Origin of the sequence: Stenotrophomonas sp. GD03958, assembly GCF_029839005.1 — a bacterium.
In the GTDB taxonomy this organism is placed as follows: Bacteria; Pseudomonadota; Gammaproteobacteria; order Xanthomonadales; family Xanthomonadaceae; genus Stenotrophomonas; species Stenotrophomonas hibiscicola.
This window is the reverse complement of sequence record NZ_JAOBZT010000018.1, coordinates 40,617-54,290: the sequence shown is the minus strand read 5'-3', so window position 1 is coordinate 54,290 and position 13,674 is coordinate 40,617. Positions and strand designations below refer to the sequence as shown.

Here is a 13,674-nt window from a genome sequence, read left to right as displayed (position 1 = left end):
CTCGATCAAGTGGAAAGAAGGAAGTCGGAAAACAGGCTCAGGCCGGCGGCAGATCGTGCGGCGGCGGACGGAACAGCGGCGAGATCAGCCAGACCAGGCCGATGCCGAACAGCAGGGTCAGGCCGAACGCGCGCAACGCCGGGGTCTGCGACAGGCCCAGCAGGCCGAACGACAGCCAGGTGCTGGCCGCGCCCACGCACACGGCCAGCCAGGCGCTGGCATCGCCGCGGTGCTCGATCAGGAAAATGCCGTAGTCGATACCCATGCCCAGCAGCAGCATCAGTGCCAGCACGTTGAACAGCTGCAGCGGCTGGCCGAACAGGCCCAGCAGGCCCAAGGTCAATGCGCCGGCAATCAGGGTCGGGGCAAACACGCGCCAGGCCTGGCGGCGGTAGCGCAACCACAGCGCACCGAACACCAGTACGATGCCGACCAGCAGCAGCCCGCCCATCAGCTTGCGGTAGTGGCCCAGCAGCTGCGAGAAGTCGGCGGTGCGGTCCACCCAGCGCACACCGGGCAGGCCCTCGGCGGCACCTTCCAGCGTGGCCAGGGCATCGGCGCGCGACAGGTCGTCGACCATCACCACGCTGATCATCTGCCCACCGACTTCACCCACCCACAGGTGGCGGAATGGCTGCGAGGCCGGCGAGGCCAGGAAGGCTTCGGCGGTCAGCGGCGCTGCGGCGAACTGCGGACGCTGCAGCGGCTCTCCCACCGCCTCGGACACGGCCGACAGCACGCCAGGTTCCACCTTCGCGGTCAGCGCGGCATCGGCCTGCTGGCGTGCCGGTGATGGCAGCCAGTCACTGATCGCGCGATAGCCACCAATGCGCTTGTCGTTGGCCAGTACACGCAGGCGCTCGGTCAGTGCTTCCTCGCGCTGCAGCAGCTGCGCAGCATCCGCGCCCTGCACCAGGTAGAACTGCGCCGGGCTGGGCATGCCCAGCAGCTGGCTCAGGCGGATCTGCTGCGCCATCAACGCTGGCGGTGATGACTGCAGGCTGCGCAGGTCGTCGTTGCTGTGCAGGCGTGCGATGCCGATTGCAGGCAGTGCCAGCGTGATCACCACGAACATCGTCACCGCGCGACGGCCATGCAGGCGCGGGAAACGTTCCAGCGTATTGCCCAGCCACTGCGAGAACCGGGTCTGGCGGATCCCGCCGCCATCGAGCCACGGGAACCAGAAGATCACCGTGAGGAAAGCAGCCGCCAGGCCGACCACCGAGAACAGCGCCATCTGGCGCAGGCCCGGGAACGGGGCCAGGCCCAGTGCCAGGTAGGCCAGCGCGCTGGTCAGCAGGGCCAGCCACAGGCCGGGCAGCAGGTGCCGCAGCAGCTTCCAGCGACGATCGGCCGGCTCGGCCTGGCGCGAGGCGAACCAGTGGATGCCGTAATCCTCGGCCACACCCACCAGCGATGCACCGAACACCAGGGTCAGCACGTGCACCTTGCCAAACACCAGCACGGTCACCGCCAGTGCCACGCCGCAGCCGATCAGCAATGACGCGGCGACCAGCAGGATCGGGCGCAGCGAACGGAACGCCAGCCACACCAGCAGCAGCACCGCGGCCAGCGAGCCCCAGCCGATCGTGTTGATCTCACGGTTGGCCTGCACTGCGGCTGCCTCCGCATGCAGCGGCACGCCGGCGTGCAGGATCTCCAGCTCCGGTGCTACGGCCTTGGCCGCCTTTCCGGCGCGTTCCAGCAGGCCATCGAGATGGCGTTCGCCGTCAAGCTGGAATGCCGAACCAGGTGTATCGAACTGCAGCACGGCCCAATGCCTGCCCTCGGCTTCGAGCAGGCCGTCATCGCCCAGCCGCAACCCCGACCCCTGCGCCTGCTGCTGCCACCATTGCGGCCACAGCGACAGCGGGTCCTGGCGCCAGTCGGTCAGGCGCGGGGCGCCCATCGGGCCGTACAGCGCAGCCAACGCCTGCTCGGCCAACGCGCCCGGTTCGCTGCCCTGCAGCTGCTCGCGCTGGGCCGGGGTCAGCAGGCGGTCGCGGTACGGTGCGTAGAACGCGCGCGCCTCGTCGAACCAGCCTTCGATCGAACCGCTGGGCACCAGCAACGCGCTGTCGGCATCCGCCGCCATCGCCGCAGCGAACGCCGCCTGTGCGCGCTTGGCGGCGGCGCCATCCTTGCTGCCCAGCAGCACCACCACCTGGCGCGAGCTGCCGTCGGCGATGCGCCGGGTGACGTCACTCAACAGGCGGTCATGCGCATCCTGCGGCAGCAGGGCGAGGATGTCGGTGTCGATCCGCGACTGCTGGCTCCACAGGCGCCATTGCTGCGCACCCAACACCAGCAGGAGCACCAGCCAGGCGATGCCCAGCCAGTGCCACCAGCGCCGCAACCGGTCCGGCCCGTTCGATGCTGCCCCCTCACTCAAAGCGGCGTGCCTCGTCGGCGGTGAGCGTGGCCGGCGCTTCGCTCAGCGCGCTGAACTGGATCTGCGTGCGGTCCTTGTTGGCCTCGACGATCTCGACCTGGCGCACGTAGCGGTCGCCCTGCAGGGTCAGCGACTGGAATGCCTTGGCCAGCATCGCCGACTTCGGCGTCAGCCGCAGCCGCCAGCCCTGCCCTTCACGGCTGGCCGCCACGTTGAACTGGCCGGACAGCGCCTGCACGTCGCCACTCATCAGCGCGAACATGATCGCGTTCACCGAACGCATCGCCGGCTGCTGCCGTGCATCGAGCTCGACACGGGTGCTGCCATCGCGCTGGCGGCTGAGGATGCGGTCGGCGGTGACCACCACTTCGGAGGGGAACGGCTTGAGCGTGGTCCAGATCACGCCATGCTGGCGCGCGACCACGAACTGGCCCTGCGAGCGCAGCGGGTTCCTGAAGCCGCTGACCTGCTTTTCCTGGCTGAACTGGCCACGCATCACGTCCGGCCGCGCCACCGCCTGGGTGATCGCATCAATGGCGGGGTCGGCCGCCTGCACCTGCGGTGCGGCAACGAAGATCAGCGCGCACAGCAGCGCGCTGGAAAGACGGACAAGGGTGTTCACGGTGCAGGCACTCCCAGGCGTTCCCACAGTACCGGCGGGCACTGGTACAGCATTTCCTTGCTGGCCGCGTCCACCGCGACCTGGATGGTCATCGCGCGGGTCAGCACCTGGCCGCTTTCCGCATCGAGGATTTCATACTCGATCTTCAGCCGGTTCTCCCATTCCACGATGCGCGCGACCACACGCAGCGCCTGGTTGAACAGCAGCGGGCGCACGTACTTCACCCGCGCATCGACCACCGGCCACAGGTAGCCCGATTCGAGCATCTGCGGGTAGTCGTAGTCGTAGCGACCGAGCAGCGCGCAGCGCGCGATCTCGAAGTACTTGAAGTAGTTGCCATGCCAGACCACGTTCATCGGATCGCAGTCATGGAAGGCGGGGGTCAACGCAATCTCGCCAACCCGTTCAATGGCCTCATTCACCGGCATACAGCTCCCAACGTTGCGCGCGGATCTCCACCAGCAGTTCCCGCAGTTCGCGATCCAGCGCGCGGTCTTCCTCGACCAGGGCGATGCGTTGCCCCAGGTCGGCGTACATGTCGGCCAGACTGCCATGCAGCTGCGCATTCAGGCCAACCCGTTCACGCAGCGCCAGGCCCTGGCGCGCGGCGATCAGCATTGCCGCCACCACCTGCTCGGTCAGCTCGATCACGCGCAGGCAGTCGCGCGCGGCAATGGTGCCCATGCTGACCTTGTCCTGGTTGTGGCACTCGGTGGAGCGCGAGAACACGCTGGCCGGCATGGTCTGCTTCAGCGCTTCGGCGGTCCAGGCCGACACGCTGATCTGCAGCGCCTTCAGGCCATGGTTGATGGCCGCGCGCGGGCCGGTGGCCGCCGACAGGTTGGCCGGAAGGCCATGGTTGTAGCGGGCATCGACCACCAGCGCCAGCTGCCGGTCGAGCAGATCGGCAACGTTGGCCACGGTGTTCTTCAGGGTGTCCATCGCCAGCGCGATGTGGCCGCCGTAGAAGTGGCCGCCGTGCAGGATCCGCTCGCCATCGGCATCGATCAGCGGGTTGTCGTTGGCGCTGTTCAGCTCGGTTTCGATCAGCTGGCGCAGGAACGGCAGGCTGTCCTCCAGCACGCCGATCACATGCGGTGCGCAGCGCAGCGAATAGCGGTCCTGCAGGCGCTGTTCATTGCGCGGCGGGCGCTCGCTGTGCAGGTCGCTGCGCAGGCGCGCGGCGATGCGGCCCTGGCCCGGGTGCGGCTTGGCCGCGAACAGGGTCTCGTCGAAGTGGTGCGCGTTGCCGTCGCTGGCCAGCACGTTGAACGCGGTCAGGCGCGTGGCCATGCGGGCCAGGTAATCGGCGCGCTGCCAGGCCAGGCAGGCCAGGCCGGTCATCACCGCGGTGCCGTTCATGATCGCCAGGCCTTCCTTCGGCCGCAGTTTCAGCAGGGTCATGCCGATCTTCGCCAGCACCTCGGCGGCCGGCTGCACGCGGCCCTCGTGCAGCACCTCGCGTTCGCCGCACAGCACTGCCGCCACGTACGACAGCGGGGTCAGGTCGCCACTGGCACCGACCGAGCCTTCGGCCGGAATCATCGGCAGCACGTCGTGCTGCAGCAGCGTGGCCAGGCCTTCCAGCAGCGGCAGGCTGACACCGGACATGCCGCGCACCAGCGACGCCAGGCGCGCGGCCAGCACCGCACGGGTCTCGACCGGGTCCAGGTAACGGCCCAGGCCGCAGCCATGGTAGGTGTACAGGTGGTGCGGCAGTTCAGCCACCAGTGCCGGCGGGATGTTCACCGTGCACGAGTCGCCATAGCCGGTGGTTACACCGTAGATCACGCCGTCCTCGCGCAGCAGGCGGTCGAGGAAGTCGGCGCCGCGCTGGATGTGCGCGCGGAATGCCGGCGCGTCGCTCAGTGCGGCCTCACACTGGCGCTGGGCCAGGGCAACCACGTCTTCGATGGTCAACGGTGCATCGCCAAAGCGGCACACGGGTACGGCGTCAGTCGTCATGCGGAGCCTGATCCCAGAAGGGGAAGAAATTGAACCAGTCCAACGGGGACTGGATGACCTGCAGTTCCAGCCAGCGCGCGAAGCGCTGTGCCTGTTCGGCCAGCGCGGCGTCGCGCGAGCCACGCGGCAGCACGATGCGTCCGGCGAACTGTTCGAATGCCACCCGATAGCCGTCGCCCTGGTGCAGGCAGGCCATGGTGTAGACCGGGCACCCCAGCGCGGCGGCGAGCACATAGGCGCCGATCGGGAACGGCGCGCGGTGGCCCAGGAAATCGGCGGTGACGCTGCGGCCGCCCTGTACCGGCGTGCGGTCGCCAACGATGGCGACGAAGCCTCCCGCCGCCACGCGCTCGGCCAGCATCACCGCCGTGGCCGGCCCCATTTCCGTCACCTGCACCAGTTCCACCGCTGCCAGCGGATCCAGCCGCTGCAGCAGGCGATTGAAGCGCTGCGCATGCGCGGTGTGCACCAGCACGGTGATGCGGAATCCCGGCACCTGCTCGGCCAGCACCTGGCACAGCTCCAGGCAGCCGATGTGCGCGGTGAGGATCAACCCGCCTTCGCGGCGCGCGATCTTCTGCAGCACCAGGTCGCGGTGCAGGTGGATGCGTTCGGCCGGGTAGCGCCCGCCCAGGCCGAGGATCTTGTCCAGCATCGTGTCGGCGAAGGTAAAGAAGTGGCGCAGGCTGTCACGCCGTGTCGGCGCGCGGCCGAGCACGCCGCTGTGCGCCTGCAGCCGCTGCAGGTACTGCATCGAGGCCTGGCGCCCTACACGGTTGCCCAGCCAATGGCAGGCCACCACCGGCCACACGCACAGGCGGAACGGCCAGCGCCCGAACCAGCGGTGCACCCAGCACAGGAACAGCACGCCGGCCACCGAGGTGGATTCGCCGATGTCGGCCCAGTGTGGGGCGCCCTGCGCGGCCGTCATCTCAGCGCTGCCCCCGCAGGCGGCGCCACAGCAGGCGCGGCGCGCGCCAGAGCATGCCGAAGAACAGACGGGTATGCATGCGGCTGATGCGCACGTTGTCGCGCCACACATCGAAGTGCGACACGCCATCGGCAGGATAGGTCACGCGCGTGGCCAGGTGCTCGACCGGCAGCCCACGCCAGTACAGGCGCACCATTATTTCGGTATCGAAATCCATGCGCCGGCCGATGGTCTCTTCACCGATCACGCGCAGCACCGGCGGCAGTGGATACACGCGGAAGCCGCACATGGTGTCGCGCAGGTGCAGCGAGAGCGTGTTGATCCAGACCCAGATGTGGGTGGCGTAGCGACCGTACAGGCGCGCCTTGGGAACACTGGCGTCGTAGGCCGGAATGCCACAGATCACTGCACCCGGGTGCAGGCGCGCGGCTTCGATGAAGCGTGGCAGGTCAGCCGTATCATGCTGGCCGTCGGCATCGATCTGCAGCACGTGGCTGTAGCCTCGCGCGCCGGCCTCGGCGAAACCGGCCAGCATTGCCCCGCCCTTGCCCTGGTTCACGTCCAGACGCAGCAGGTCGATACCCTGGCGTTGTGCCAGCGCGCGCAGCACCGCCGCGCACCCATCGTGCGAACCATCGTCGACCAGCAGGCAGGGCAGTCCCGCGGCCTGCACGCCGTCGACCACCGCCGCGATGGCGTGCTCGTGGTCGTAGACGGGAATCACCACCAGTGGCGCGAATGCGGCACCGGCAACGGCCGGATCAGTCCGCATCGGCGAAAACCACCTTGCCGCTGGCATGCACACCGTGGCTGGAGGTGTAGCGGAAGGCCAGCACATTGCGCGCGGCATCCCAGTCCAGCTGCAGGGTCAGCTCATCGCCGGGGCGGGCCACATGCTGGAACTTCACCGCATCCATGCGCAGAAACGCTGCCGGCATTGCGAACACCTGGCGGCCGAAACGCACGGCCCAGTCCAGCTGCGCCACGCCGGGCAGGATCGCCGCCTGCGGGAAGTGGCCCTGGAACGGCCGCAGCGCCGGGTCGAGGGTCATGCGCAGGGTGGCGCTGGCGGCATCGCGGTGATCCCACGCCGGCACCGGCATCAACGGCTGGAACAGCGCCGCCAGCGCGGCCTGGGTCACCTTGCCCTGCGCATTGATCGGCAGCGCCTGCACCAGGCGCCAGCGGCGCGGACGGGTCACTGCGTCATGCGCGTGCGCCAGGCGCGCGCCAAGGCGCTGGCCCAGGGCGCGGCGCGCGGTGTCACCACCCGCCAGCAGCGCCCGGTCAGCCGGTACCACCACGGCCGCCAGCTGCTCGCGCTGGCCGGGCAGGACCAGCACGCGCGCGTCGTCCACTTCGGCGTCTTCGCGCAGCGCGCGCTCCAGTGCATCCAGCGAGACGCGGCGTTCTTCGATCTTGACGATGCGATCGGCCCGGCCCAGCAGGCGGAACCGGCCATCGGCCAACGCTTCCACGCGGTCCTGGGTACGCCACCAGTCGAGGGTTTCCAGATGCGCCGAGGCGACGGCCAGGCAGCCATCCTCGATGCGCCACTGCACGCCCGGCAACGGTTGCCACGGTGGCAGGCCGGTGTCCCAGCGGCGCCAGGCGATGCCACCGGTTTCGCTGCTGCCGTAAACCTCGGTCGGCGCCACACCCAGCCACTGCCGCACCTGGCGTGCGGCTTCTTCCGGCAGCGGGCCGCCGGAGGAGAACACCGCGCGCAGGCGGCCATGCAGGCTGGCCCAGTCCAGCTGCTCGGGCAGGCGCTTGAGGTGGGCTGGCGTCGCCACCAGCACCGTGTCGGTACCGGCCAGCGCACCCACCAGGTCTTCATGGAAGAACCGGCGTGGATGGATCAGGCGGCCGGCGGCCAACGGCCACAGCACGCGGAACAGCAGGCCGTAGATGTGCTGGTGGGATACCGTGCCATGCACCTGCACGCCCTCCATCTGTGCGCCGAACGCAGCCTGCAGCGCATCCACCTCGCGCGCCAGCTGGTCCAGGCGCTTGCCGATCGCGCTCGGCTGGCCGGTACTGCCGGAGGTGAACACGCTCAGCTCGCAGGCGCGTTCGTCCAGCATCTGCAGTTCGTCGTCCAGCGTGGCGTCCAGCGCCGCCAGCGGGCGATAGTCGGCCGACACGTCGCCTGCGAAACCGTTCACCTGCGGCTGCAACGCCTGCAGCGTGGCCGGCAGGTTGTCGGCGGCCAGGAACACCCGCTTGCCGGCATGCCAGGCACCGAACAACGCCGCGGCAAAGGCCACGGCGTCATCGAAGTACAGGGCCCAGTCGCGGCCTTCGGCCGCCGCAAAGGCGGCGCGCCAGGCCAGCACGCGCTGGCGGAAGTGGGCGTGGTCGATCACCTCGCCATCGCAGACGCCAACGCTTCGATGCGGCAGCGCCGCCAGCAGCAGCCTGTCAAGGGCAATCCACTCAGCCATGCGCGTGCGCCGCCTTCACCCGCCGCCGCACCAGCCACTCACCTGCGAACAACACGCCCATCATGACGTACGCCAACAATCCGTTGTAGAGCATCCAGGCCCGGTCCGACGCGTACAGCGCGGTCAGCAGGGCCAGGCTGCCGTTGAGAACGAAAAACCCGCACCACACCTGGGTGACGCGTCGGGTATAGGCCACCGCGAACGGGGGCAGGTCCGGCTCCTGCAGCCGCGCCAGGCGCTCCACCAGCGGTGGCCCGAAGCGCAGGCTGGTGCCGAACACTGCCAGCATCACCGCATTGACCAGCGCCGGGTACAGCTTCAGTGGCAGGGCCTGGTTGAGCACGGTAGCCAGTACCGCCAGCAGGCCGGTGCCCGCCGCTGCGGCCCACCACAGCGGCTGGCGCGAACTCAGCGCGCGCAGCAGGGCCAGGGTGAACAGCAGCAGCGACAGCCAGCGTGGCTCGAAACGACCCATCGCCAGGTACACCAGTACCGGGTAGGCCAGCGAGATCGCAGCCACCACGACCGTGCGTGCGCGTGCCATGGTGGAGCCGTCGGCGCTGCGGTCAGGCTGCTGCCTGGTCCGGCAGCAGCCTGTGCACCACATCGACGATGTCCTGCACGGTACGCACGGCCTTGAACGCTTCCGGCTGCAGGTTGCGGCCGAGCAGCGGCTTGAGCTGCACGATCAGGTCCACCGCATCGATGCTGTCGATGTCCAGGTCGTCGTACAGGCGGGCTTCCGGGGTGATCCGGGCCGTTTCGATCTCGAAGCTGTCGGTCAGGATGCTGACGATGCGTTCGAACAGTTCATTCTTGGTCATGGCAATTCCTGGCGCCGTTACGACTGGCGGGCGGCGACGAACTCGCCGAGCGCGCGCACGCTGGAGAAATGGCGACGGGTTTCTTCCGAATCGGCCGAGAGGCTGACACCGTACTTCTTCTGCAGCGCCAGTCCCAGCTCCAGCGCGTCGATCGAATCCAGGCCGAGGCCCTCGACGAACAGCGGCGCGGTCGGATCGATGTCCTCCGGCGTGATGTCCTCCAGCGAAAGGGAGGAAATGATCAATTCCTTGATCTCGTGCTCAAGTGCTTGCACGGTTCGGATCTCCAGACAGGTCGAAATAACGAGAAAGGTGCTCGGTGACGCGACGGGCCGCCAAGGCATCCCCCCTTGGCGAGTCGTCTTCGGCCAGAAATGGCGCGATCGGGATATCTTCGCCGATCTGCAGCCGAACGTGAAAGCGACGTGAGGGGACACGATACCACTTCTGCCCCTTGGTCAGCGTTGGCGGGCTGCAGGTGATCCGCACCGGGGTGACGTCGATGCGGCCCCGTACGGCGATGTTGGCGGCCCCGCGCTGCAGCTGCGGTGGCTGCCCCGGCACGCTGCGGGTGCCTTCCGGGAAGATGACCAGGGTGCCTCCGGCGCGCACTGCGGCCACACAGTCATCGACCAGGCCGGCGCCATCGTCATTGGAGATGTAGCCGGCAGCCCGCACCGGGCCGCGCATGAACGGGTTGCAGGCCACCGCCCGCTTGACCACGCAGTCGGCGTTGGGAAGCAGCGAGATCAGGCAGACCACGTCGATCAGGGTCGGATGGTTGGCCAGCACCAGCAGGCCGTCGCGCTGCAGGCGTTCGCCGCCCTCGATCTCGTAGGTCATCACCCCCAGCCCGCGCATCAGCCGCAGATGGCTGGCGAACGCGACCTGGACCACGCGCCGGGCACGGCGGCGCCGCGCCACCGGATCACGCATCAGCAGCAGCACCGGCATCACCAGAACGCCGAGCAGCAGCCCGCCCAAACCGAATGCGGCAAAGCTCAGGCCGGTGCCGAGCACCCGCCAAGCATGATCGAGACGGCGCAGCGCCTCAGCCACGGCGCCCCCAGCGCCAACGCTGGCCCTGAGCCACGTGCTCCAGCGCCGGCGCGCCGGACAGCAGAAAGCGGTGCAGGTCCAGCGCGTGCGGCAGCGTGCCCGAGGCGGTGGCAGTGGCCCCCGGCGCCGCCTCCCACTGCAGGGAGAGGATCGGCTGGCCCGGCATCGGCGCCGTCAAACGCCAGCACCAGGCAAAGAACGGGTCAGGTTCGTCGGCAAACGTCGCGTAAATTTCAGGAAGCGGCGACTCATAGACCACCACCCGCACTTCGCGGGCGCCATCGGCGAGCAGACCGGCCGCTTCCAGGCAGGCGGTCTCGACCGTGGCCTGGCCGGCGGCCAGCGCCAGGTAGTTGCCGCGGTGACCGCGCGCGATCGAGTACAGCGCAGCGATCGCGTTGTGCACCGACAGGCCGAACCCCGTCGGTGACAGGGGCTGATCGCTGGCGAGCGCGCCCAGCAGCTCCATCGAACGGGCCACGTCGCCGTGGCGGCTGGCGAACACCAGCGGCACCTGGCTGTCAGCGCCCTGCCCGTCCTCGCACCAGCAGGCAGCCTGGATCGCCATCCGGCCCAGCCGCTCGATGCGGCGGCGCTGCATTGCCGGGATTTCGGCGAGCGGCGGCGTGTCTTCGCCAACCGGCGGATACGGCGCATCGGCCCAGCCCAGCCACTGGCTGCGCTCACTCAGGCCGGGCGCCCAGGCGGCCCAGTCGACGATGGAGAATTCGATCATTAGCGAAGGTGCTTCAACGGGAGAACGATAGGCACGAGCCATTACGGCGACGCGCGGCGGCCCCCCGTTCCTGCAGCCGTGCGTCCGTCCAGGACGTCGCCGGCTGCCCCCCTGGCTGCCGGAAAGGAGCGCACGCTAGCACGTCCCGCCCGGGGTGTGCAGATTTCACATTCCACAACAGGGGGCCCGGCACCAGCGGGCCCCGCTTCAATCGATCAGTGGTAACCGCTATCGGCGCGCACTTTGCCGCGGAACACCCGGTACGACCACGCCGTATAGCCGAGGATGACCGGCAGCAGAATGACCAGCCCGACCAGGCTGAAGCCCAGCGAGGAGGCCGGCGCGGCGGCCTGCCACAGGGTCATCGACGGCGGCAGCAGATAGGGCCACATGCCCAGCACCAGGCCGAGGAAGCCAAGCACGAACAAGGCCAGGCTGAGCAGGAACGGCGGCAGGTCGCGGCGCGGATGGGTCGCGCTGCGCCACAGCGCGGCGGCCACCGCCAGCGTCAACAGCGGCACCGGCGACAGCCACCAGAAGTTGCCGTCGCTGAACCAGCGCGCCATCAACCGCGAATCGAGGAACGGCAGCCAGCTGCTGACCAGGCCCATCGCCGCGATCACCGCCACCACCAGCGGCCGGGTCATCTGCCGGGCCAGCGCCTGCACGCGCCCTTCGGTCTTCAGGATCAGCCAGGTGCTGCCCAACAACGCATAGCCAGCCACCAACGCAGCACCGGTCAGCATCGCGAACGGGCTGAACCAGGTGAATGCGCCGCCCTGGTAGACGCCGTCCACCAGCGGGATGCCCTGCACCAGGGTGCCGAGGATCACGCCCTGGGCAAAGGTCGCCAGCAGCGAACCGAGGCCGAACGCCACGCTCCACACCCGGCGCGATCGATGTGCCTTGAAGCGGAACTCGAAGGCCACGCCGCGGAACACCAGCGCCACCACCAGCAACAGCACCGGCAGGTACAGCGCCGACAACAGCACCGCATAGGCCTTCGGGAACGCCGCCAGCAGCCCGGCGCCGCCCAGTACCAGCCAGGTCTCGTTGCCGTCCCAGATCGGCGCGGCGGTGTTCATCATCAGGTCCAGCTGCTCCTCGTCCTCGGCGAACGGGGCCAGGATGCCGATACCGAGCACGAAGCCATCCAGCACCACGTACATCAGCACGCCGAAGCCGATCACCGCAAACCACGCCACCGGCAGCCAGGTCATCAGGTCCATGTCAGCGCTCCTCCAGCGGTTCGTCGGCCGCAGACAGCGGGCGTGCCGGGGTGTGGCTTCCGTGGTCCAGCGACGGCCCATCATCGTGCGGACGCGGTCCGTGGCGCAGGATCTTCACCAGGTACCAGATGCCCCAGCCGAACACGAAGGCGTAGCCAACGACGTAGACCGCCAGCGACAGCGCGGTCATCCACGCGCTCTGCGGGCCGACCGCATCAGCGGTGCGCAGCACGCCATACACCACCCACGGCTGGCGGCCCATCTCGGTGACGAACCACCCGGACAGCAGCGCGATGAAACCGCTGGGCAGCATCCAGTTCCAGCCGCGCAGCAGCCACGGCGAATCCAGCAGCTTCCTGCGCCACAGCTGGAACGCTGACACCCAGGCCAACAGCAGCATCAGCGTGCCCAGCCCGACCATGATGCGGAAGGCAAAGAACACCGGCGTCACCGGCGGCCGCTCGCTGGCCGGTACCGAGGTCAGCGGGTCGAAGGTGCCATCCAGCGAGTGGGTGAGGATCACGCTGCCCAGCTTCGGGATGGCAACTTCGAAATCATTGCGCTCTTCCTTCTCGTTCGGCAGCGCGAACACCACCAGCGGTACGCCCTCGCCCTCCTTGGTTTCATGCCAGTGCGCTTCCATCGCCGCGATCTTCATCGGCTGGTGCTTGAGCGTGTTCAGGCCATGCATGTCGCCGACGAAAATCTGCACCGGCACGGTCAGTGCCGCGAACGCCACCGCTGCGATCAACATGCGCCGGCCCGCTTCCACGTGCGTGCCCTTGCGCAGGTACCACGCGCCCACGCCACCGATCACGAAACAGGTGGTGATGAACGAACCCAGCGCCATGTGCGCCAGGCGATAGGGGAACGAGGGGTTGAACACCACCTGCCACCAGTCCACCGGATGCACCACGCCGTTCACCATCTCGTAGCCGGCCGGCGTATGCAGCCAGCTGTTGGACGACAGGATCCAGAACGTGGAGAACAGCGTGCCCAGCGCCACCATGCAGGTGGACAGGAAATGCAGGCGCGGCGAAACGCGGCCCCAGCCGAACATCATCACGCCGAGGAAGCTGGCTTCCAGGAAGAACGCGGTCAGCACTTCGTAGGTCAGCAGCGGGCCGATGACCGTGCCGGCCACCTCGCTCAGCCGTGGCCAGTTGGTTCCGAACTGGAAGGCCATGACGATGCCGCTGACCACGCCCATGCCGAACGACACCGCGAAGATCTTCTGCCAGAAGAAATACAGCTCGCGCCACACGGGCAACTTCGTGCGCAGCCAGCGCCATTCGATGAAGGCCAGCCAGCTGGCCGTGCCAATGGTGAAGGCGGGGAACAGCACATGGAAACTGATGACGAATCCGAACTGGATCCGGGACAACAACAACGCGTCCAAGGGACGCCTCCTGCCTGTGACCGGTGGGATACCGGACCACTTTAGGAGGATTTCGTTAAGACGGGATGCG

The 13,674-nt window shown here is 68.4% G+C and carries 14 protein-coding genes; all 14 read right to left on the bottom strand.

What is annotated here, in order from left to right:
• Window positions 1-37 precede the first annotated feature (37 nt).
• The 14 genes from N5C25_RS07975 to N5C25_RS07910 all read right to left on the bottom strand — a co-directional run bounded on the left by N5C25_RS07975 (window position 38) and on the right by N5C25_RS07910 (window position 13,604).
• Complete coding sequence (locus tag N5C25_RS07975) at window positions 38-2,392, bottom strand: MMPL family transporter (RefSeq protein ID WP_279936745.1); 2,355 nt, start codon at window positions 2,390-2,392, stop codon at window positions 38-40.
• Window positions 2,385-3,014, bottom strand: a complete 630-nt coding sequence (locus tag N5C25_RS07970) for an outer membrane lipoprotein carrier protein LolA (protein ID WP_279936744.1) — start codon at window positions 3,012-3,014, stop codon at window positions 2,385-2,387. The genes N5C25_RS07975 and N5C25_RS07970 overlap by 8 nt, the downstream gene beginning before the upstream one ends.
• Complete coding sequence (locus N5C25_RS07965) at window positions 3,011-3,442, bottom strand: acyl-CoA thioesterase (protein ID WP_005411603.1); 432 nt, start codon at window positions 3,440-3,442, stop codon at window positions 3,011-3,013. Before N5C25_RS07965 ends, N5C25_RS07970 begins: the two co-directional genes overlap by 4 nt.
• Window positions 3,429-4,979, bottom strand: coding sequence for an aromatic amino acid ammonia-lyase (locus N5C25_RS07960; protein ID WP_279936743.1), 1,551 nt, complete (start codon window positions 4,977-4,979; stop codon window positions 3,429-3,431). Before N5C25_RS07960 ends, N5C25_RS07965 begins: the two co-directional genes overlap by 14 nt.
• Entirely contained in the window at window positions 4,969-5,910 is a 942-nt protein-coding gene (locus N5C25_RS07955) for an acyltransferase (RefSeq protein WP_279936742.1), read from the bottom strand. Before N5C25_RS07955 ends, N5C25_RS07960 begins: the two co-directional genes overlap by 11 nt.
• 1 nt (window position 5,911) lies before the next feature.
• Window positions 5,912-6,682: a glycosyltransferase family 2 protein gene (locus N5C25_RS07950; RefSeq protein ID WP_251102425.1), complete on the bottom strand. Its 771-nt coding sequence runs from the start codon at window positions 6,680-6,682 to the stop codon at window positions 5,912-5,914.
• Window positions 6,672-8,357, bottom strand: a complete 1,686-nt coding sequence (locus N5C25_RS07945) for an AMP-binding protein (protein ID WP_279936741.1) — start codon at window positions 8,355-8,357, stop codon at window positions 6,672-6,674. Before N5C25_RS07945 ends, N5C25_RS07950 begins: the two co-directional genes overlap by 11 nt.
• Window positions 8,350-8,901: a membrane protein gene (locus tag N5C25_RS07940; RefSeq protein ID WP_026347223.1), complete on the bottom strand. Its 552-nt coding sequence runs from the start codon at window positions 8,899-8,901 to the stop codon at window positions 8,350-8,352. Before N5C25_RS07940 ends, N5C25_RS07945 begins: the two co-directional genes overlap by 8 nt.
• Before the next feature lie 22 nt (window positions 8,902-8,923).
• Entirely contained in the window at window positions 8,924-9,181 is a 258-nt protein-coding gene (locus tag N5C25_RS07935; RefSeq protein WP_006402206.1) for an acyl carrier protein, read from the bottom strand.
• Between the two features lie 17 nt (window positions 9,182-9,198).
• Window positions 9,199-9,456, bottom strand: coding sequence for a phosphopantetheine-binding protein (locus N5C25_RS07930; protein ID WP_005411610.1), 258 nt, complete (start codon window positions 9,454-9,456; stop codon window positions 9,199-9,201).
• Window positions 9,443-10,240, bottom strand: a complete 798-nt coding sequence (locus N5C25_RS07925; RefSeq protein ID WP_279936740.1) for a lysophospholipid acyltransferase family protein — start codon at window positions 10,238-10,240, stop codon at window positions 9,443-9,445. Before N5C25_RS07925 ends, N5C25_RS07930 begins: the two co-directional genes overlap by 14 nt.
• Entirely contained in the window at window positions 10,233-10,976 is a 744-nt protein-coding gene (locus N5C25_RS07920) for a beta-ketoacyl synthase chain length factor (protein ID WP_262214522.1), read from the bottom strand. Before N5C25_RS07920 ends, N5C25_RS07925 begins: the two co-directional genes overlap by 8 nt.
• Before the next feature lie 215 nt (window positions 10,977-11,191).
• Window positions 11,192-12,205 carry a cytochrome d ubiquinol oxidase subunit II gene (gene cydB, locus N5C25_RS07915; RefSeq protein ID WP_279936739.1) on the bottom strand — a complete coding sequence of 338 codons (1,014 nt, stop codon included), beginning with the start codon at window positions 12,203-12,205 and terminating at the stop codon, window positions 11,192-11,194.
• A gap of 1 nt (window position 12,206) precedes the next feature.
• Window positions 12,207-13,604, bottom strand: a complete 1,398-nt coding sequence (locus N5C25_RS07910; protein ID WP_262214524.1) for a cytochrome ubiquinol oxidase subunit I — start codon at window positions 13,602-13,604, stop codon at window positions 12,207-12,209.
• Between the last annotated feature and the right edge of the window lie 70 nt (window positions 13,605-13,674).

Bases quoted from the DNA above. Each gene is read 5' to 3' on its own strand.
- N5C25_RS07945 (WP_279936741.1), bottom strand. From the start codon at position 8,357: ATGGCTGAGTGGATTGCCCTTGACAGGCTGCTGCTGGCGGCGCTGCCG.
- N5C25_RS07960 (WP_279936743.1), bottom strand. From the start codon at position 4,979: ATGACGACTGACGCCGTACCCGTGTGCCGCTTTGGCGATGCACCGTTG.
- N5C25_RS07955 (WP_279936742.1), bottom strand. From the start codon at position 5,910: ATGACGGCCGCGCAGGGCGCCCCACACTGGGCCGACATCGGCGAATCC.
- N5C25_RS07935 (WP_006402206.1), bottom strand. From the start codon at position 9,181: ATGACCAAGAATGAACTGTTCGAACGCATCGTCAGCATCCTGACCGAC.
- cydB (WP_279936739.1), bottom strand. From the start codon at position 12,205: ATGGACCTGATGACCTGGCTGCCGGTGGCGTGGTTTGCGGTGATCGGC.
- N5C25_RS07920 (WP_262214522.1), bottom strand. From the start codon at position 10,976: ATGATCGAATTCTCCATCGTCGACTGGGCCGCCTGGGCGCCCGGCCTG.
- N5C25_RS07965 (WP_005411603.1), bottom strand. From the start codon at position 3,442: ATGCCGGTGAATGAGGCCATTGAACGGGTTGGCGAGATTGCGTTGACC.
- N5C25_RS07940 (WP_026347223.1), bottom strand. From the start codon at position 8,901: ATGGCACGCGCACGCACGGTCGTGGTGGCTGCGATCTCGCTGGCCTAC.
- N5C25_RS07950 (WP_251102425.1), bottom strand. From the start codon at position 6,682: ATGCGGACTGATCCGGCCGTTGCCGGTGCCGCATTCGCGCCACTGGTG.